The sequence below is a fragment of the Serratia sp. UGAL515B_01 genome (assembly GCF_033095805.1).
In the GTDB taxonomy this organism is placed as follows: Bacteria; Pseudomonadota; Gammaproteobacteria; order Enterobacterales; family Enterobacteriaceae; genus Chania.
On sequence record NZ_CP109901.1, the window covers coordinates 1,651,752 to 1,669,909 of the forward strand.

An 18,158-nucleotide genomic window follows, 5' to 3' on the forward strand; every position below is an offset into this window, starting at 1 on the left:
ACCACTAATAATTAGCAAGCTACTGGTATGGTGATGTGAGTCTAAACTCGTAGTGGGGAACAAACAATAAAGCATCTGTTTCAAAACATTTTATTCACATGTTTATTGATTGAGATCATTACGGTAACAAGTGGTAATCAAGCAGAGATTTTTGACAAGGCACAAGGAATAACGACGGGCATTATTAAGGCGTTTATTCATTTACTCATCGGGTAACCGGAGTTTGCACGCTGGTGGAACTTTAGGCTGTGTCCCTTAACTGTCTGTGGTGCCGTCGCAGACCCAAATACCAAATGCCTGAAATCGGCTGGTTGTAATTTGCGACCTATTTTTTGTGCCTGCCAGTGGTGCTTTGGTCATGCAGTCATCAAGGGAAAGACATGACCAATCGTTACGGGACAATTCCAGACCATTTTGCCAAAAGCGATCGAAAACACCGGCAGCAGTCCATGCCTGGAAGCGACGATGCGCAGAACGGGAGGAACATATTCCTGTTGTCTTAAGCGTACTCAATTGGCATCCAGTGCGTAAGACGAAGAAAGTGGCATTCATTGCTGCCAGATTATCGACTCACCGACGGTGGTACCCCAAGGGGGGATGAGTTTGATGAGTGTGGAATAACGGTTCTATGGGTGCCCATAATTCATCAGAGATTAACCCATACGTTTTCATATTCAGTTGGTATTGGTTTTTTATTGTGTTATAGAAAAATCCCATTGGAATATATTCTAATCCTGACTCATGACCAAATTTGCCAATAATGAAAAGTAGCTAACTTCATATTATTTTCCCGACAATAAGCGGATTGGGAAAGTCCGCTCTTTCTCCAGTGTTCAATATGCTGATTTTTTCATCTTTATTGTATTGTATGGCCTATTCTCAGGCTTGTTATTCAATGTCGAAAATAATGAAAGGGTTTATTAGCTGCTACAATGTGAGTTGCACGAATTTTTACTTCTGATAGTATTGTTCTGTCCGGTAAACATCCCTCTTATCGGACACCTAACCTGAAGTGGCTGGTGGCAAAAAATTGGCGGATTGTTGCTTACAACCTCATGACATGGTTGGTCCGCAGAACTGTCAACTTTTCACGTCCTGTTGATCTGCATGACAAAAGCATCGGAGCCTTCATCGAAAAGTATATGTTCTACTAATTTAATTTTTTATCAAAAAATTCATATTTTGAGAGACATCATTTAAATGCTTACACAAAAAAATCGTTCTCGTTATTCCGGTTTTTTAACACGCAGACATATTTGGGGCACACTTATTCTTTATGGCATGACGGGGAATGCTTATGCAGGCTCGTGCACAGGGACACTGGGTATTTATACTTGTTCTGGCATAGAAGACAGTGCAACTGATACTGAACAGGTTTTGAATGGGAACTCGCTTTCAGTCATTACGTTACCGGGATTTGGCATAGTGACTAATAGTGGCCGCGCATTTTCCCTGCTTAGCACTGATGATCTTACCTTTACCGATGACAATAACGCGACTATTACAGGAAATGACGATGGTATTTACGCAGCTAATACTAGCTCAGGGGCTGTATCCATAACCACCACGGGTACTGTGACAGGGAATAACGGGTACGGAATTTTGGGTAGTACTATCGGCACAAACCTGACGATAAATGCAGCTAATGTTTCGGGCAATATTGTCGGTGTTTATGCTGAAAACTTCGGCACTGGTTCGGTTTCCGTTACTACTACAGGTTCAGTAACCGCAAAATCAGACTCTAACATTGGCATTTATGTCGATGGTAGAGGTACTGACGTGACGATACAGGCTGTAGATGTTTCAGGTCAACTTTACGGTATTAGTGCCCTTAACTTTGGCATTGGTGCGACGTCCATAATCGCCACGGGTATCGTGACTGCGAATGAAGGAGTCGGAATTTTTTCTAGTACTATCGGAACAGGCCTGACGATAAATGCTGTTAATGTCTTGGGCGATGTTAATGGCATTTTTTCCGAAAACGCTGGCACAGGTGCACAGTCTATCACCGCGACAGGCACGGTGACAGGAGCTCTATCGGACGGCATTTATGCCTATAATGGTAATGGAGGCACGAGCCAGACGATACAGGCTGCCGATGTATCAGGGTATACTTCCGGTATTTATGCCGAAAACCAAGGCAGTGGTGCGCTGTCCATTACCACGACAGGCACCGTAACCAATACCGATACTACTGGTTACGGTATTGCCGCCCGCAGCACAATTGCCCCCATGTCACTCACCTTGCTTGAGAACAGTACGGTACAAGGCCATACAGCTGGTATTTATGCCGATTCGACAGCCTCTGTTGATATAACCAACTTTGGCACAGTGCGTAATGTTTCAAGGAGGGCTTCTGATCTTGCTATCCTGACCACAGGCGCTTCGGGTGTCATCACTAATAACGGTCTGGTATTGGGTACTCTTCAGTTGAGTGGTGAGGGCAACAGTTTTATCAACAATTCAGGCGGAACTTGGGACACCGCTGGCGGTACCAATGACTTTGGTACTCCCACCACGGCAAATGGCGTGGTGAATAACGGCACCATCATCGCTGCCAATGGCCCTGTAGCAGACTCTGTCCAAAATACGATCTTCAACAATGTCGGTACTTTCAGTAATGCCGGGATCCTGACTATGGCCAATGGGCGTGCAGGGGATATTACGATCATCAACGGTAATTATGAAGGGAGTGGTGGACAACTTTTGTTCGACACCGTGCTGGGAGGGGATGATTCTGCCAGCGATAAACTGGTAGTGAACGGCAATACGGCTGGAAGCACTTACGTGAGTGTGAACAATGCCGGAGGCCGTGAAGCACAGACACTGAATGGTATTGAACTGATTCAAGTGAACGGGCAATCAGATGGCGAGTTTGTGCAAAATGGCCGTATCGTTGCGGGTGCGTATGACTACTTTCTGGTCCGTGGCGTAGGGACAAATGCGACCAACTGGTATCTGAGCAGTGCTGCAGTCCCAGTAGACCCAGTAGACCCAGTAGACCCTGCAGTCCCTGTAGCCCCAGACCCATCATTAATGGTCGAACGTCCAGAGGCCGGTGTTTACAGTGCTAACCTTGCGGCGGCTAATAACATGTTTGTCACCCGTCTGCATGATCGGTTGGGGGAAACCCAGTACACGGATGTGCTTACCGGTGAAAAGAAGGTCACCAGTATGTGGTTGCGTAACGAGGGGGGGCATAACCGTTCTCGCGATGATAGTGGTCAACTGAAGACGCAAGCCAACCGCTATGTGATGCAATTGGGAGGGGGGATCGCCCAGTGGAGCCACGATGGGCTTGACCGTTTACATCTGGGGTTGATGGCCGGTTATGGTAACAGCAAGAGCAACACGGCATCGCATGTGTCCGGTTACGATGCCAAAGGCTCGGTAGATGGTTACAGCGTGGGTGTTTACGGCACATGGTATGCCAATGCGAAGGACAAGTCAGGTTTGTACGCGGATGGCTGGATGCAGTATAGCTGGTTCAACAACAGCGTTGATGGTCAAGGCTTGGCGAAGGAGGAGTACAAATCCAAAGGGACAACGGCGTCAGTTGAGAGTGGTTATACTTTCAAGCTCGGTGAAAATGCTGAACAAAATGTCAGCTACTTTATCCAGCCAAAAGCGCAGTTGACCTGGATGGGGGTGAAAGCCGATGACCATAAGGAAACTAATGGGACTGATATCACAGGTGAGGGGAATAACAATATCCAGACCCATCTGGGGATAAAAGCCTTTATGAATGGTTACGCCGATCAGGATAAAGGCAAAAACCGTGTATTCCAGCCGTTTGTGGAAGTTAATTGGGTCCACAACAGTAAGGATTTCGGAACAAAGATAGATGGCATCATTGTGAAACAGGATGGGGCAGCGAATATTGCTGAGCTAAAAATGGGGGTTGAAGGTAAACTCAGTAAGCAAGTGAGTCTGTGGGGTAATGTTGGCCAGCAGGTGGGTAACAAAGGTTACAGTGACACCAGTGCCATATTAGGGATTAAATATGATTTCTAATTTTTTAAAATAATATATCAAAGTATCAGTACATCATGATGATGTACTGATATATTTTGAACGGTCTATGGTTATGAAATCCAATCGACTCTTTTTGAGTTAATGAGATGGTCACTCCCTTCTTCTCGGCATTATGCTAACTCTGCCCTTCACCCTCCGCCTTGATAATGGGCTTTTGGGTCTGCGACGGCACTACGGACAGTTAAGGGACACAGCCTAGCCCTTATGGCTATTTTCTAATGTATTTTTGAAGATTTGCCCATCTTTCATGATTAACCTAAATGCTCTCTCTGGCTGAGCAATAAGTTGAACATCATCCAACGGATTACCGTCTACCAGGATTAGATCGGCCAAGGCGTCATTTTCTATCACTCCCAGCTTTCCAGGATAAGGGTTCCTTGGACCTGATAGCGCGCAAAGTTCAGCGTTCACACTGGTGGCCATCTTAAGCACTTCAACTGGTGAATACCATCGTGTCAGTTTGGCTAGTTGTGCCCCTTGACGCGTAGCCAGCTTGGCATCAAAAAGTGTATCGGTGCCCCAGGCCGTCTTGATGTTATATTTTTTCGCCAACATATAGGCATTATCGGTACCGGCAACCATTTCGAGCTGTTTGGCACGTGACGCTGGGCTGGCCATTGGAACCGCGTCCTCGTCATCAAGGAATGGCTGAAGGCTCCACCAGATACCTTTTTCTGCCATTAATTGGACGGTTTGTTCATCTACTAACTGGCCGTGTTCAATGCACTTAACTCCGCCATTGATTGCCATTGTGACTGCTCTGGCAGTGTAGGCATGGACGGTGACGTAAGTTCCCCAGTTTTCTGCTGCTATAACTGCTGCCTGTATTTCAGGCACTGAACCTTCTGTTACGCTGATAGAGTCATACATCGAGGCCACTCCGCCACCAGCCATATATTTGAGTTGCGATGCTCCTCGCATTAGTTGTTCTCTGGCACGCAGCAATACTTGATCAACACCGTCGGCAATCGCGGTCATGCCAACTCGTTCAGCGTAACTTAGAGGGTCTGATGGCGTATGGGGTAGTTCGCCAATCAGGCGAAAATCACCATGCCCACCAGTTTGGGTGATAAAGGCTCCAGAAGGAAAGATACGTGGGCCATTAGCTACTTGCTCATCAATGGCGCGTTTTAATCCAAAGACCGGTCCCCCCATATCACGCACTGTGGTGAACCCCCGCATTAATGTGGCATCGGCTTCAGCAATTGCCAGCGCTTGAATATAATTAAAATCTGCTGTCATTGCTGTCATCATAGAGGGGCGAGCCATAATAGCATGCCAGTGTGCGTCAATCAGCCCAGGCATCAATGTGCCACCATCGCCGTCGATCAGTTCTACGTCCGGAGGCAATGGCGTTTCTACGGGTTCAACCGACTTAATCCTGTTGCCTTCTACCAACACTCGAAGCCCATCTCTCAGTGTGTCCGAAACGCCATCAAAGACGCTAATGTTTACGAAAGCCATTGTTCGCGCAGCATTATCTGTGGCATTTCTTTTTTGTGCCGTTGGGGCTGGAACAGCCGCGGCCACAGTCGCCCTCGTAATAGGGGCAGATTGAGCCGCTTTCTGAGAAAATACCGTATTGATGCGTACAAATGCCGGACTATGACAGAGGCAAAGATCCGAGTGAGTGCATGGAAACTGAATTAACGACATATGCGACATAATGCTCTCCATTATTAACTATCCACTAAAGCTTGAAGACCGCTTTATCGCATAGAACAGTCTTACTTTTAACCGCCTACTTGAATGACAACTATTTAAAATTTAGTACGGTATCCGGTAATGGGTGCAGTTAGTCGGTCATATATTTTTCGATAAATGCCCTGATAAATTTTCATACAACTCAATTGAGCGTGAAAAGTAAATCGTTTTACGAGACAAACGCGCAATGTGAATGCTTGGCTTCAGGTTGTTGCGTTCAGTACGCTGGGTGAAAAATTTTTCCGTCACCTGCTTATCCTTTGGCACTTCCTGGCAATAATTCCCCCAGCCGTTGCTGGTGACCATCGTGCTAATACAAGCCGTTAGTCGTGCCAACAATTCGCGGCAGATTTAATCGGTTCATGAACCGAAAGTATAGACCAGTGCACCGCGGGTTTTCGTGTAGATGTTTATGCCGTAACGAACGTCGCCGATAATAGGCAGAGAATCGCTCTCTGCCAAAGTCACGTTTTACCGATGATTAAAAACGACCTTTATTTTACTTGCCCTCGCTCTTATACACTTAAAATAGGGATAAGGGACCAAGGGGAGAGGGGTAACAGCTTGCTTATTTCAATTCATCCACCATGGTGATTGCTCTGCCAATATAGTTGGCTGGCGTCATGGCTTTCAGACGCGCTTTTTCGTCTTCTGGCAGTGCTAGGCTATCAATGAAGGTCTGCATACCTGCCGCATCTACACGCTTGCCACGAGTCAGTTCTTTGAGCTTTTCATAGGGTTTATCGATGCCATAGCGGCGCATCACCGTCTGAATAGGTTCAGCCAGCACTTCCCAGTTGTGATCCAGTTCGTCTAGCAGGTGAGCACTATTCACTTCGAGCTTACTGATGCCTTTCATGGTGGCTTGATAAGCAATCATCGCATAGCCAAGGCCCACGCCCAAGTTGCGAAGTACGGTAGAATCAGTTAAATCCCGTTGCCAGCGTGACACTGGCAATTTACTCGCCAGGTGGCCCATTACAGCATTGGCCAGCCCTAGGTTGCCTTCGGAGTTTTCGAAGTCGATAGGGTTAACCTTGTGTGGCATGGTAGAAGAACCAATCTCACCGGCAATTGTTTTTTGCTTGAAGTGATTGAGGGCAATATAACCCCAGATATCACGATCAAAGTCGATCAGAATGGTGTTAAAGCGTGCAATACAGTCGAACAGTTCAGCGATATAGTCGTGCGGTTCAATCTGAGTGGTGTACGGGTTCCAGTTTACCCCCAACGAAGTGACGAACTCTTCACTGAAACGATGCCAGTCAACTTCTGGGTAGGCTGCGATGTGGGCATTGTAGTTACCGACCGCACCGTTGATTTTGCCAAGGATCTCAACGCGTTCCAATTGACGGTATTGACGCTCCATTCGATATGCTACGTTCGCCATTTCTTTACCCACGGTTGACGGCGTGGCTGGCTGACCATGGGTACGAGAAAGCAGGGGAATATCGCGATACTCCAGCGCCAGGCCTTTAATGGCATCAATGATCTTGCGCCAGTAAGGCAGCACAACATCCTGACGTGCAGTTTGCAGCATCAGTGCATGTGACAGGTTATTGATGTCTTCTGAAGTACAGGCGAAGTGGATAAATTCTGAAACGGCATGTAGTGCAGGCACCGATGTGACTTTTTCTTTCAGAAAGTATTCCACCGCTTTTACATCATGATTAGTGGTACGTTCGATCGTCTTGATGCGCTGCGCGTCTTCTTCATTGAATTCTGCGACGATCTTATCAAGGTAAGCGTTTGCGTTGGCATCAAAAGGCGGAACTTCGTTGATCTCTGCACAAGTGGCAAGTTTTTGCAGCCAACGTACTTCAACCTGTACGCGGAATTTCAGCAGGCCATATTCGCTGAAAATGGTGCGCAGTGCGCTGACTTTATCACCGTAGCGTCCGTCAACGGGTGAAACGGCAGTCAGTGAGGATAATTCCATCGGTAGCAACTCCTGGGAAAATTAACAATGAGCAACGATATTCTGCGCCTGTTTGAGCAGACGATTGCGGGAAAACATTAATTGCAGGCGGCTACCGCCTACCTGTTGCCATAACACAGCGGCGCGGATACCTGCAAGCAGTGTGGCACGTACTTTGGCTTGTACCTGCGGGTTTTGCAGGATGGCGGGCGAACCCGTTACCTGAATACGTGGCCCTAAAGGTGCCACGACATCGACATAGATCCCGGCCAAAGAACTGATAATGGTCTCAGAGCCCAATTCAAAATGAACCAGTTGGCGTTCCAATTGATTAAGGCGTTCACCCAGTGTATTCATCGCTGATTTATCAGCATTAAGCTTACGTTCCAGTACCATCAGGCTGATGGTATAGCGGGTAAGTTCAGCAGCGAGGCCCTTATTGTTGGCGTTGAGTACGCCAAGTAGTGTTTCAAGGCCCATTTTCAAATTACGCTCTTCACCGCCGAATACGGCCAGCGTTGAAGCCGGGTCCATCTGCAGTAGGCTATTGAGTGAAGTATGGAAGGCTTCCTGATCCAATTGCCCATCGTGGGCCAGTTGTTGTACCAAGCGAGCTGCCTGGGTAATTCCAGCCATAGCCAGCGTAATGTCGTAATAATTCTTCGCCACGATTACTCCTGTAAGCGCTGTTCAATAATGCCGCCACCAAGGCAGATATCGCCAAGATAAAATACGGCGGACTGGCCTGGCGTGACGGCGGCAACCGGTTCGTCGAAACGGACCTCAATACGGCCAGCATCCAGTGGGGTCACGGTGCAGGGAATATCCTGCTGGCGATAACGGGTTTTTACCGTACAACGAAGGATTTCTACCAGTGGCAGACGGTCAACCCAATGGAGTTGTTGTGCGATCAGGCCCGTAGACATCAGACGCGGGTGATCGTGGCCCTGTGCCACCACCAGAATATTGTTGGCAACGTCTTTATCTACTACGTACCAAGGTTCTTCACCACTGTCCTTCATACCGCCAATACCTAAACCCTTCCGCTGGCCGAGGGTGTGGTACATTAAGCCTTGATGCTCACCGACGGTGTGGCCGTCCACGGTAACGATAGCCCCCGGTTGTGCTGGCAGATAGCGGCCCAAGAAGTCACGGAATTTACGCTCACCAATAAAGCAGATACCGGTAGAGTCTTTCTTTTTGGCGGTCACCAGCTCCAGTTGCTCCGCAATACGGCGTACTTCTGGTTTTTCCAACTCGCCAACCGGAAACAGACTCTGTGCCACTTGCTCATGGCTTAGTGTGTAGAGGAAATAGCTCTGGTCTTTATTACCATCAATACCTCTTAGCAGACGACTCTTGCCGTCTACATCCTGACGGCGGACATAATGACCGGTAGCAATGTAGTCCGCACCCAGATCTTCTGCTGCAAACTCTAGGAACGCCTTGAATTTAATTTCTTTATTGCACAGGATATCTGGGTTTGGGGTACGGCCTGCTTTGTATTCTTCGAGGAATAGTTCGAATACATTGTCCCAATATTCTGCAGCAAAATTGACTGTGTGCAGTTCAATACCCAGTTTATCGCATACTGCCTGCGCGTCGGCCAAATCGGTTGCCGCTGAACAATACTCGTCGTCGTCGTCCTCTTCCCAGTTTTTCATGAACAACCCAGCGACCTGATAGCCCTGTTGTTGTAACAGATAGGCAGTAACGGAAGAGTCGACACCGCCGGACATTCCGACGATTACTTTTTTCTGGCTGTTGTCTGACATGGGCATCTCACGAACTTGAACACGCACTGCGCGATAAAAAACAAGCGCAGGATTTTACCACGTTGATGGCCTGCGCGCACGGCTCTTATTTACTCTCAGAATGGCCAGTTATAGCTGGCGACCAGCGAGAGCGGGTAGCGTTCCTGTTGCTGGTAACAGTAGATACTCTCTGCAACCAGCGGAGACCGCAGGTTGTTGGCCGCAAAAATCTGCTGTGAGGTTAGCCACAGGCAGCGGTCAATGTCACTGTCATGAGGTTCTGTCGGCAACTGTGTTTCTAACTCAATAACAAAACTGAAACGCAGAAATGGCGTATGATCCGGCGCGATCCACTGGTGCATTCTCAGGAAAGACTGCGGCGCTGCGTGGATACCGGTTTCTTCCCACAGCTCACGCTCGGCAGCCTGGAGCAGAGTTTCATCTGCTTCAAGGTGACCCGCGGGTTGATTCCACAGAGCTTTATGATTGATGGTTTCTTCAACAATCAAAAATTTACCAGCAGCGTGGACGACACAAGCGACGGTAACGTGTGGTTTGAACATGCTAGCTCCTCAGTCGTTAGAGCGGATCAACGGCTTGCCACTCACCTGGTTGTAGTGTTCCCAAGGAAAGATTTCCCATACTGTAACGAATCAGGCGCAGTGTAGGAAAACCGATATGCGCCGTCATCCTACGTACCTGGCGATTTCTGCCTTCATACAGCGTAATTTTAAGCCAGCAAGTAGGAATGGATTTTCGTTCGCGGATCGGCGGGTTGCGTGGCCATAACCATTCGGGTTCATTAACTCTTTCTATTCCGGCAGGTAATGTAGGGCCATCTTTTAGCGTCACACCTTGGCGTAACATTGCCAGATCATGGTCTTGTGGTTCCCCTTCGACTTGAACGAAATAGACCTTACCGGTTCTTTTTCCCGGTTGTGTCAGCTGTGCTTGCAGTTTCCCATCATTGGTTAGCACCAGCAATCCTTCGCTGTCTCGATCAAGACGACCGGCAGCATAAACATCGGTAAAAGGGATAAATTTTTTTAACGTAATGCGGCCTGCTTCATCGGTAAACTGAGGTAATACGTCAAAGGGTTTATTAAATAGCACGATCCTTCGTGGTCCTTGCGCCACAGGGCGTGCTTTGGTGCTGTTGCGGCTGAATCGTTTAACTTGGTGATTTCTAACAGGGAATTTAGTCATAGTAGTTGAGATTACGGATGATAAGCGCATTATAACCGAATCCGTTTCGGATTGGCGCGGGCTGAATATTCAAGTAGTATTGACACGCATCTTACAAAGCATTAACAAAATTGCGCTTTAAGAAGAAGGAGAGGTTGATGGAAAGCAGAGTAGTTGTTCCGGCAGAAGGTAAAAAAATTACGGTTGATGCCCAGGGTAAACTGGTTGTTCCGCATAACCCTATCATTCCGTTCATCGAAGGTGACGGTATTGGCGTTGATGTTACCCCTGCTATGATCCACGTGGTTGATGCTGCAGTAAAAAAGGCCTACCGCAGTGAACGTAAAATCTCTTGGATGGAAATCTATACCGGTGAAAAATCCACTCACGTTTACGGGAAAGACGTGTGGCTGCCGGATGAAACACTGGATCTTATCCGTGACTATCGCGTTGCGATCAAAGGCCCGCTGACCACGCCAGTAGGTGGTGGTATCCGTTCTCTTAACGTTGCTTTGCGCCAACAACTCGATCTCTATGTCTGCCTACGCCCGGTGCGTTACTACCAGGGCACGCCAAGCCCGGTAAAACAGCCAGAACTTACAGATATGGTCATTTTCCGTGAAAACGCCGAAGACATTTACGCGGGTATTGAATGGAAAGCAGGTTCCGCAGAAGCTGATAAAGTGATCAAGTTTCTGCGTGAAGAGATGGGTGTGAAGAAAATCCGCTTCCCAGAGCAATGCGGTATCGGCGTTAAGCCATGTTCTGAAGAAGGCACCAAACGTCTGGTCCGTGCAGCGATCGAATATGCAATCGTAAACGATCGTGATTCAGTGACTCTGGTTCATAAAGGCAACATCATGAAGTTTACCGAAGGTGCCTTCAAAGATTGGGGCTACGAACTGGCACGTGAAGAGTTCGGTGGAGAGTTGATCGATGGTGGCCCATGGCTGAAAATCAAAAACCCGAAAACTGGCAAAGAGATTGTAGTGAAAGATGTTATTGCCGATGCATTCCTACAGCAAATTCTATTGCGCCCGGCAGAATATGATGTAATTGCCTGTATGAACTTGAATGGCGATTATATTTCAGACGCTTTGGCTGCGCAGGTTGGCGGTATTGGCATCGCACCTGGTGCTAACATTGGCGATGACTGTGCGTTGTTTGAAGCGACTCATGGTACTGCACCTAAATATGCAGGCCAAGACAAAGTAAACCCAGGCTCCGTTATCCTCTCAGCTGAGATGATGCTGCGTCACATGGGCTGGTTCGAAGCGGCCGACCTGATTGTTAAGGGAATGGAAGGTGCCATCGCTGCCAAAACCGTGACCTATGACTTCGAACGCTTGATGGAAGGCGCTAAGTTACTGAAATGCTCAGAGTTTGGCGACGCTATCGTTAAACACATGTAATGGTGTTTTAGCGCTGAATGATTACGGGAGCTTATGGCTCCCGTCTGTTTTTACCCCTCCAAAAATTCTTCTACAAAACTCTTCTACAAAACTGTACAGTAAATGAGCTATTTTAGCCTGCTAACCACCCTCCAATCCTTTCCTCGATCATCGTTATAACGGTCAGTTTGATATTGAGATTTATGCCCCAATAAATCCTTGATATTCACTTTTTGTTCTCTGTAAAGACGTTCAGCCAGCGATCGGATTTCGTGAAAGGTAGGGGGCGTTCCTTTTTCCCAAACCAAGCCTGACATATCCCGTATTTTTTTAAAGCTGGCGCTTAATGTGTTGGCTTGAACTAATCCGCCACGCCACGCCTCGCCATAGCGGTATTGTGCGTGTAATGCACCAGGTATGGACTGACGATATGATCCCGGCACTGGATGACCACCTGCTCCAGTGACATGTCGATAGCATCACAGTGAAGAGAGAGCGGAATGGCAACTTTGGCTCCGGTTTTTGTTTGCTCAATATGCAAGTGACCATCCCAGATGTCGGAAAACTGCATCTTGCTAATGTCTCCGACACGCTGACCGGTCACAAGGCCCAACAGCATTGCATTTCTCATGTACTCTAATGGTGGCGCAATAACGGCTAGGATGGCGTTAAATTCATCTAATACCATGCGCTCACGCTCTATCCTGTTGTAAGGGTTTTTAGTCGCTTCGGCAGGGTTATAACCCGGTGGCACTTCACCCGCGTGTTGGGCCTCTTTGAAAACATCGATCAGTGTTGAGCGAACAATCTGGGCCATTCTTGAGTAGCCGCGATTTTTATAATCATCGAGAATGTCAGCGATATCGCGTGTGTCGACATCCCGGATCGATTTCGTGGCTAATGCATTGCGCATGGCTTTAAGCGGAGCCATTTTTTGTTTTACGGTGTTTTCTGTGATTTCTTTCGCCGCCTTACGTTCCTCCTGTATCACCAGGTAACGGTCAAGCCATGTTGAAACGCTGATGCTACCGCCAGCGGCACGACTTAATTTGTCGCGTATCGCAAGAGTGTTGCGTAGGAGTTGTTCAGAAAGCCTGGTGTTGGCATCTAGAGCTATAGTTGTGGCTTCTGCCTCATTGTCACCTAACCCGTGATATTTTTTTGTAATCGGGTGTCTGTAACGCCAGTACACTTTTTTGGTTCTGGCGTCTGTGTAACAAGAAAGGCCCGGTATATCGATCTTGTATTTACGTGGCCTTGCCATCACTTAAAATCCTCAACAGGCGGGGATCATCGCTTTTCTTAGTCTCAGGTTGGCAAATCAATCCGGTGAATCGAGCCCCTTTATCGACCCACCACGATCTGCCTGCTTTACGAGGTGGCGGGTATATCATCTTGTTTTTTGCGTATGTCAAAAGGGTAGAGTAGGCTGGGGGGTTATCCCCAAACTCCTCTTTTGCCCAGTCGCTGAGACGGAGTAAACGTGCCATTGGTCATGCTCCTTCGCACAACCGGCCACGATCCTAACCGTGGCCTAAGTTGTGTTTTGATATATGAAAGTCAGTTTTCGGGTCTGTAAACGTCGCCACAAAACAAGACGGCTTTGGGGCGACGGCGCTGGATTGCGTCAATCATCTTTTCGCATTCAGCTTTGGTTGGGTAAATCCGTTCTGAAACCGGGAGCGCTTCGCAATGGTCGTGACCACAGGCGCTTACGAGCAAAATGAAGCCGATCAGCATATTCACTCCTTAAACTCAGGACGCATATCGTCGAGTATGATCTGGAAACGTTCGAGATCGTCAGCGCTTAAATCACGTTCAGAGCGACGAACCAGGGCTTCGATAGCGGTAAAGTCTTCATAGGAACAGCAATCATCTAACTGTGTGCTGATAGTGGAAGCAGCCAGGATCTGGCGGTGACGTTTCACCACCTTGTTTTTAAGTTCAGTATAATCGGTAATGCCTAGTTGCTGTTTCAAGTCTTCAACTTGGGCTCGGATCGCCGTGGTTTTCTCAGTATCTTTGGCTTGTTCAATGGCTGTTCGGATTTCTGCTGCAATTCCACTGCTATCTACGGGAGGTGTGCTGCTTTGCTGCGGGGAAGCTGGCGGTGTGTCTGCCAACTGACTGACACTTACCCGTGTAGCCGTTGTTTCCGGATTGATTTCCTTTTCGTTACGTTGCTCGAGTTCATCAATCGTATATCGTCGGTGAAACAACACCGAACGCCTTGGGGCTGAGTACCGCCGATGTGGTAGCCGAGTATTGGCGCTGGCGTAGTGAGTCGTGGAAGTACAGCAGCGCAGATCAATTCCCTTGGCGGCACGACGTGCTGTACCCCATTTGCCTCGAAATGCGGCGCCAGGGAGTAGGGCGAAAATTATCTGAACCAGAGCTTAAAAGTTTGGCGCGGCGCCAATTGGAAAAATGGGTGAAGAAAGTTGAGCAGGGATATTCCATCCCACGGTGTAACATCAACATGGCAGTAAGGCGTCTGGCATGATTTTTATCTGGCGTTTTCTGAACAATTTTTTGCATCTGGCGTCGTTCATGTCGAGGGATGGGCGCTATGATCGGCATTGCTCAGTCCGGTTGTGAGGGCTTGTGATGTTTGGCGATTGATCAGATCGCTCAAACCGGATTGAGTTCCCTTCAGTGATCTACTATTTGGCGCAGGTATTTAGGCCGGTAGATCCCCGGCCTTTTGTAGCAACGGGTTTTGATCAATCGTAAAGCCAGCGGCCAGCTTTGGCGGATTCTATAAGCATATGTACTGTAAGTTGTTCAGGCTTATGGCGGTCTGATTTTAAGCGGTCAGGAAGAATACGGTTAGGTAGAAAAGGAAAAACTGTCTGGGGAAAATAGCGTCTCCAATGTATCTTGCTGCAATCGACATTAAACTTTTCAGAATACTTGTCTATTAACTCATAGATATCTTCAGGAACCGTTTGATGTTCACCGGTACTGAGTGATGAGTCTGGGCTTAACTGACTGCAACGCAATTCATCTTTGACAAATTGAAGTACAGTTTCATCAGTGTTCATCATACGCGATCCTTTGACTCAACGATGAGATTGTAACGATGAACACTTCTATATCCGATGACGCTAATATCATATGCTGTCATGGCTACACCTACCCATGGTATCCATCTACCTATGAGTCCGCCCAGGCTTGTCGTTCTTGCCCAACCTCCACCAATTAACGTCTTCCCTGTTGGCGATCTCCAGCGACTGTTGAGGCGATATGAGATCATACGGCGAAGATATAACGATAATATGCTTGTGCCTGGGGTGGCGGTGTGCGGCTTACCAGGTACAGAAATGACGTTCAGCCCACCAAGGATGAAAGCAAAGGCAACAATATCTATCCCACTGCATTGTTTCTCTACTTCATCAACAGTGATCCAGAAAGCTAACTCTCCCTGAGACAGGTTATACATACCTTTAAAATAGTAGCCATTTACTTGCTCAACCGTATCCATAAAATTTCCTTTTTAATGGGCTGAACTTAACATAGTCGACTATGGGCAAGGTTTCAATGGTCACGTTTGAAGCCAGATAGACAGCCTCATAGCTAATAATGCACCCTCGTTTCGGCAGTGATGTTCGTTTAGGGTTGGAGAACATCGGGAGGGTATCCGCTTTGTTGGCATAACCGAGCAGTATCGACGTTACACGTTTGGATCATCGTTGGTGTTCTTCTCGGATTGCTAAGGAATGTACACGGCTCTTTCAGTATCACCGGGTTCTGGTCAATCGTAAAGCCAACGGCCAGCCTTGGCGGATTCAGCGAACATCCTTATAGTAAAAGGTGGACGACTAGAAACTATATTTTCCATAATTTCACGGCCTTTGATTATCCGTTTTAATAAAGGGATTTTTATTATGGGGCAGTAGCGGTCCATATCAATTTTAGAAACGTCAACACCAAACTTTTTACCGAAATCATTGATCGCATAAGGGAGTTCGTCAGGAGCAGAATAATCCTGCAAATGCGTGTCTAATTCCAGAGGGATGGCTTTCCACTTCCAGTTAACTGGGGTTGATAGCTCGTTACGAAAAAACTCCAAAACTTCTTCATCTGTCACCATATTTTATCCCGGTTGTGTCGCGTTAACGACCACAGGCCAGCCAACGTTGGCGTTGTCGATTATTTAGGCGGTCAACAAATAGAATTGTTCCGCCGGTGACAATCCCTCACTTTCCGGATGCTGATATTGTCCTTTGCGTATCATGTGAATCAATTCTATAAGATCACCTGAGCAAGTCAAACTGAGCTGCTATAACTTAGACTGCTCAAAAAATATGCTTACCGTACAAAAATTTCCGATCTCCAAACTAACCCATATAGGGAGAACATAAATGGATTCTGTATTGCTTGATATGATGCGCTCTGGTGGAAGAAATAAAGCCTGGGCCGAAACAATGGTTAATATTGAGGCCAGAAATCTGATCAACACAGCTAACTCGCTGTCCTCCTTCTATCTTCGAGATAGTTTGATCCGGATGAAGTTTATACAGGAGATTAAAGATCTCGTTGAGCAGCAGTTTGCCATCGCCCGACGTGCAAAATCAGACGAAGAGTGCATAACATGTATTAAAAATCTGAGGGTAGAAACTGAAAATCTTCAGGAACAGGACAGAATGCTGCGCACTAAAGCGGCGGCACTTTACGCCAAAGTCGAGTTCGTCCGGGAAAATAATAAAATTGTTGGGTATGTCATTTCAGCTGTTCATATTGTTGTATCAGGTGCAGCATTATTTGGCGGAATGATCATGATGTCGACAATGACTCCCATTGGAGTAATTGCCGGGGCAATACTTTTCGTTGATGGTATTAATGGGATAACAAAAGAGGCTAGTCATCTTCGTTACGGAGATCAATTCAAGTCAGAGGGAATATTTGCAGACAGTTCTATGAAAACTGCTAAGTATATGGGTTTTAAACCTGAATCAGGACTGGCATTCTATAATGCAGTCACGTTAAGTGCTAGTGTCTATAGTATTTTTGGTCTTGCAAAGAAACCCGGTGCTTGGCGGTTATTCAGATGGCTTCCTCGAGATTATTACCGAAAAGTTGAAACTATGAGCAGACCAAAACTAACCATGAAAATTGTGGGTTATGGTGTAAAAGCAAAAGTTATTTTTGACCTTTTGGCAACAGAGAATAACTGAACCTAACTCCGATTTATTCTTTTATAACGCCAGGATTTATAGGCAAGTACCGGCGGTTGTACAAATATTGCAACCGAAATACCGCAAAGTAGCCCGATAGAGCCAGCGAAAAGGCTTTCGGCTGAACCATACAGAACCAGCAAAACGAAAACAGCAAGGCAACCAGCTACGGCAAAAATAGTAATGACAAAGCGATTTGCTAGATCTTGGATAGTCTCACCCATTGAACCACCGTAATTTTCGGTATTATTTTTAATTTTCTGAATATCGTTGCTGCTGAAACCTGATTTCAATAGTTTAGCTTCGTCCACTTTCATAGCATTCCACCTTCTATCCTTAAAATGTAGATACCTCTCTGTATCCAGTATACACAAAAATCCCGGACAAAGCTGGATCAGTCTAACCATTGTGTTGTTATTTTTTATTAAAAACATTAAGTTATATCATTATTGTGTTTTTTTACATGATTGCCCATCCCCCTTTAGGTTGTGTCGCGTTAACGACCACAGGCCAGCCAACGTTGGCGATTATTTAGGCGGTCAACAAATAGAATTGTTCCGCCGGTGACAATCCCTCACTTTCCGGATGCTGATATTGTCCTTTGCGTATCATGTGAATCAATTCTATATCTGCGCGGGATAGAGCACCTTTTGGCGGCAGTATTCGGCGATTTCCGTTTCACTTAGCGTGGCGGTTTCCACGATAACGGCGAGCCGCGCTTCGGCGGGCTACTGTTCACTGTTTTTCTCTGCACCGGGCACCGTTTCCCCTCTGATTTAGCCTGATTGCGCCAATTATAGAGAGTCGCTTCCGATATCCCTTCCATCTGTGCAACAGCCGCGACAGTCATGTTGTAAGGGGGCAGCAATTTTGCCAACACGCTGGCTTTACGTTCGGGAGAAATACGTTTCATTTGTCACTCCGCCGCCCTCTGGATCCATTTTTAGAAGGGGGTGACAGCTATGCTGACACTGAGGGCGATGCCGTGAGGACC

The 18,158-nt window shown here is 47.1% G+C and carries 20 protein-coding genes and 6 pseudogenes; 5 read left to right on the plus strand and 21 right to left on the minus strand.

From position 1 onward, the window contains the following. Nucleotides 1-315: 315 nt before the first annotated feature. Together OK023_RS07605 and tnpA are read right to left on the minus strand one after the other, a co-directional pair. A pseudogene (locus tag OK023_RS07605) lies at nt 316-672 on the minus strand (transposase); the annotation flags it as partial. 67 nt (nt 673-739) lie between these two features. Then, nucleotides 740-838, minus strand: a complete 99-nt coding sequence (tnpA, locus tag OK023_RS19170) for an IS66 family insertion sequence element accessory protein TnpA (RefSeq protein ID WP_411569411.1) — start codon at nt 836-838, stop codon at nt 740-742. Between the two features lie 217 nt (nt 839-1,055). Between tnpA and OK023_RS19175 the strand changes: the two genes are divergently transcribed. Both OK023_RS19175 and OK023_RS07610 read left to right on the plus strand, forming a co-directional pair. Next, nucleotides 1,056-1,154 (plus strand): IS1 family transposase, encoded by a 99-nt coding sequence (locus OK023_RS19175; protein ID WP_411569412.1) that lies wholly within the window; start codon nt 1,056-1,058, stop codon nt 1,152-1,154. A 46-nt stretch (nt 1,155-1,200) separates the two neighbouring features. Further along, nucleotides 1,201-4,014: an autotransporter outer membrane beta-barrel domain-containing protein gene (locus OK023_RS07610; protein ID WP_317696536.1), complete on the plus strand. Its 2,814-nt coding sequence runs from the start codon at nt 1,201-1,203 to the stop codon at nt 4,012-4,014. Between the two features lie 216 nt (nt 4,015-4,230). Here OK023_RS07610 and OK023_RS07615 read toward each other — a convergent pair whose 3' ends face one another. From OK023_RS07615 to rluE, 7 genes and pseudogenes are all read right to left on the minus strand, one after another. Continuing rightward, nucleotides 4,231-5,700, minus strand: coding sequence for a metal-dependent hydrolase family protein (locus OK023_RS07615; protein WP_317696538.1), 1,470 nt, complete (start codon nt 5,698-5,700; stop codon nt 4,231-4,233). A gap of 130 nt (nt 5,701-5,830) precedes the next feature. Then, nucleotides 5,831-6,141, minus strand: a pseudogene (locus tag OK023_RS07620) (IS1 family transposase); the annotation flags it as partial. 166 nt (nt 6,142-6,307) lie between these two features. Beyond that, nucleotides 6,308-7,678, minus strand: coding sequence for an adenylosuccinate lyase (gene purB, locus OK023_RS07625; protein ID WP_317696541.1), 1,371 nt, complete (start codon nt 7,676-7,678; stop codon nt 6,308-6,310). Between the two features lie 21 nt (nt 7,679-7,699). Further along, on the minus strand, nt 7,700-8,326 hold the full coding sequence (gene hflD, locus OK023_RS07630) for a high frequency lysogenization protein HflD (protein ID WP_317696543.1): 627 nt from the start codon (nt 8,324-8,326) through the stop codon (nt 7,700-7,702). Between the two features lie 2 nt (nt 8,327-8,328). Continuing rightward, nucleotides 8,329-9,432: a tRNA 2-thiouridine(34) synthase MnmA gene (mnmA, locus tag OK023_RS07635; protein ID WP_317696547.1), complete on the minus strand. Its 1,104-nt coding sequence runs from the start codon at nt 9,430-9,432 to the stop codon at nt 8,329-8,331. 95 nt (nt 9,433-9,527) lie between these two features. Continuing rightward, nucleotides 9,528-9,974: an NUDIX hydrolase gene (locus OK023_RS07640; RefSeq protein WP_317696549.1), complete on the minus strand. Its 447-nt coding sequence runs from the start codon at nt 9,972-9,974 to the stop codon at nt 9,528-9,530. A 16-nt stretch (nt 9,975-9,990) separates the two neighbouring features. Beyond that, a complete protein-coding gene (gene rluE, locus OK023_RS07645; RefSeq protein WP_317697559.1) occupies nt 9,991-10,617 on the minus strand; it encodes a 23S rRNA pseudouridine(2457) synthase RluE in 627 nt (208 codons plus the stop codon). A 137-nt stretch (nt 10,618-10,754) separates the two neighbouring features. Here rluE and icd point away from each other — a divergent pair, with 137 nt between their 5' ends. After that, entirely contained in the window at nt 10,755-12,008 is a 1,254-nt protein-coding gene (gene icd / locus OK023_RS07650; RefSeq protein ID WP_317696551.1) for an NADP-dependent isocitrate dehydrogenase, read from the plus strand. Nucleotides 12,009-12,115: 107 nt separating this feature from the next. Here the strand turns inward: icd and OK023_RS07655 are convergent. The 4 genes and pseudogenes from OK023_RS07655 to OK023_RS07670 form a co-directional block, all read right to left on the minus strand. Further along, nucleotides 12,116-13,254 (minus strand): annotated as a pseudogene (locus OK023_RS07655) (phage integrase Arm DNA-binding domain-containing protein). Then, nucleotides 13,235-13,477: an excisionase gene (locus OK023_RS07660; protein WP_317696554.1), complete on the minus strand. Its 243-nt coding sequence runs from the start codon at nt 13,475-13,477 to the stop codon at nt 13,235-13,237. The pseudogene OK023_RS07655 and the gene OK023_RS07660 overlap by 20 nt, the downstream one beginning before the upstream one ends. A gap of 70 nt (nt 13,478-13,547) precedes the next feature. Then, entirely contained in the window at nt 13,548-13,727 is a 180-nt protein-coding gene (locus tag OK023_RS07665) for a hypothetical protein (protein WP_317696558.1), read from the minus strand. 2 nt (nt 13,728-13,729) lie between these two features. Further along, nucleotides 13,730-14,209 carry a hypothetical protein gene (locus OK023_RS07670; RefSeq protein WP_317696560.1) on the minus strand — a complete coding sequence of 160 codons (480 nt, stop codon included), beginning with the start codon at nt 14,207-14,209 and terminating at the stop codon, nt 13,730-13,732. A gap of 29 nt (nt 14,210-14,238) precedes the next feature. Here OK023_RS07670 and OK023_RS19180 point away from each other — a divergent pair, with 29 nt between their 5' ends. Further along, entirely contained in the window at nt 14,239-14,490 is a 252-nt protein-coding gene (locus tag OK023_RS19180) for a replication protein P (RefSeq protein ID WP_411569413.1), read from the plus strand. On the opposite strand, the pseudogene OK023_RS07675 reads toward OK023_RS19180, so the two are convergent. From OK023_RS07675 to OK023_RS19185, 5 genes and pseudogenes are all read right to left on the minus strand, one after another. Continuing rightward, nucleotides 14,448-14,567: pseudogene (locus tag OK023_RS07675) on the minus strand (IS630 family transposase); the annotation flags it as partial. The gene OK023_RS19180 and the pseudogene OK023_RS07675 overlap by 43 nt on opposite strands. Nucleotides 14,568-14,710: 143 nt before the next feature. Next, complete coding sequence (locus OK023_RS07680; protein ID WP_317696564.1) at nt 14,711-15,034, minus strand: DUF1493 family protein; 324 nt, start codon at nt 15,032-15,034, stop codon at nt 14,711-14,713. Continuing rightward, on the minus strand, nt 15,031-15,471 hold the full coding sequence (locus OK023_RS07685; protein ID WP_317696566.1) for an STM2901 family protein: 441 nt from the start codon (nt 15,469-15,471) through the stop codon (nt 15,031-15,033). Before OK023_RS07685 ends, OK023_RS07680 begins: the two co-directional genes overlap by 4 nt. A gap of 270 nt (nt 15,472-15,741) precedes the next feature. After that, a complete protein-coding gene (locus OK023_RS07690) occupies nt 15,742-16,080 on the minus strand; it encodes a DUF1493 family protein (protein WP_317696568.1) in 339 nt (112 codons plus the stop codon). A 63-nt stretch (nt 16,081-16,143) separates the two neighbouring features. Next, nucleotides 16,144-16,239 (minus strand): annotated as a pseudogene (locus OK023_RS19185) (IS6 family transposase); the annotation flags it as partial. A gap of 112 nt (nt 16,240-16,351) precedes the next feature. Between OK023_RS19185 and OK023_RS07695 the strand changes: the two are divergent. Continuing rightward, nucleotides 16,352-17,164, plus strand: a complete 813-nt coding sequence (locus OK023_RS07695; RefSeq protein WP_317696570.1) for a DUF4225 domain-containing protein — start codon at nt 16,352-16,354, stop codon at nt 17,162-17,164. 2 nt (nt 17,165-17,166) lie between these two features. On the opposite strand, the gene OK023_RS07700 is transcribed toward OK023_RS07695, so the two are convergent. The 3 genes and pseudogenes from OK023_RS07700 to OK023_RS07710 form a co-directional block, all read right to left on the minus strand. After that, nucleotides 17,167-17,481, minus strand: a complete 315-nt coding sequence (locus tag OK023_RS07700; protein WP_317696572.1) for a hypothetical protein — start codon at nt 17,479-17,481, stop codon at nt 17,167-17,169. Between the two features lie 214 nt (nt 17,482-17,695). Further along, nucleotides 17,696-17,797, minus strand: a pseudogene (locus tag OK023_RS07705) (IS6 family transposase); the annotation flags it as partial. A gap of 49 nt (nt 17,798-17,846) precedes the next feature. Further along, a complete protein-coding gene (locus tag OK023_RS07710) occupies nt 17,847-18,077 on the minus strand; it encodes a transposase (protein ID WP_317696574.1) in 231 nt (76 codons plus the stop codon). Nucleotides 18,078-18,158: the final 81 nt, after the last annotated feature.

What these genes read in the sequence shown, in the direction of transcription:
- purB (WP_317696541.1), bottom strand. Translation starts at nt 7,678, where the DNA reads ATGGAATTATCCTCACTGACTGCCGTTTCACCCGTTGACGGACGCTAC.
- OK023_RS19175 (WP_411569412.1), top strand. Translation starts at nt 1,056, where the DNA reads ATGACATGGTTGGTCCGCAGAACTGTCAACTTTTCACGTCCTGTTGAT.
- OK023_RS07660 (WP_317696554.1), bottom strand. Translation starts at nt 13,477, where the DNA reads ATGGCACGTTTACTCCGTCTCAGCGACTGGGCAAAAGAGGAGTTTGGG.
- mnmA (WP_317696547.1), bottom strand. Translation starts at nt 9,432, where the DNA reads ATGTCAGACAACAGCCAGAAAAAAGTAATCGTCGGAATGTCCGGCGGT.
- OK023_RS07640 (WP_317696549.1), bottom strand. Translation starts at nt 9,974, where the DNA reads ATGTTCAAACCACACGTTACCGTCGCTTGTGTCGTCCACGCTGCTGGT.
- icd (WP_317696551.1), top strand. Translation starts at nt 10,755, where the DNA reads ATGGAAAGCAGAGTAGTTGTTCCGGCAGAAGGTAAAAAAATTACGGTT.
- OK023_RS07690 (WP_317696568.1), bottom strand. Translation starts at nt 16,080, where the DNA reads ATGGTGACAGATGAAGAAGTTTTGGAGTTTTTTCGTAACGAGCTATCA.
- rluE (WP_317697559.1), bottom strand. Translation starts at nt 10,617, where the DNA reads ATGACTAAATTCCCTGTTAGAAATCACCAAGTTAAACGATTCAGCCGC.
- OK023_RS07615 (WP_317696538.1), bottom strand. Translation starts at nt 5,700, where the DNA reads ATGTCGCATATGTCGTTAATTCAGTTTCCATGCACTCACTCGGATCTT.
- OK023_RS07680 (WP_317696564.1), bottom strand. Translation starts at nt 15,034, where the DNA reads ATGATGAACACTGATGAAACTGTACTTCAATTTGTCAAAGATGAATTG.
- OK023_RS07700 (WP_317696572.1), bottom strand. Translation starts at nt 17,481, where the DNA reads ATGAAAGTGGACGAAGCTAAACTATTGAAATCAGGTTTCAGCAGCAAC.
- OK023_RS07695 (WP_317696570.1), top strand. Translation starts at nt 16,352, where the DNA reads ATGGATTCTGTATTGCTTGATATGATGCGCTCTGGTGGAAGAAATAAA.
- OK023_RS07710 (WP_317696574.1), bottom strand. Translation starts at nt 18,077, where the DNA reads ATGAAACGTATTTCTCCCGAACGTAAAGCCAGCGTGTTGGCAAAATTG.
- OK023_RS07685 (WP_317696566.1), bottom strand. Translation starts at nt 15,471, where the DNA reads ATGGATACGGTTGAGCAAGTAAATGGCTACTATTTTAAAGGTATGTAT.
- OK023_RS07610 (WP_317696536.1), top strand. Translation starts at nt 1,201, where the DNA reads ATGCTTACACAAAAAAATCGTTCTCGTTATTCCGGTTTTTTAACACGC.
- OK023_RS07665 (WP_317696558.1), bottom strand. Translation starts at nt 13,727, where the DNA reads ATGCTGATCGGCTTCATTTTGCTCGTAAGCGCCTGTGGTCACGACCAT.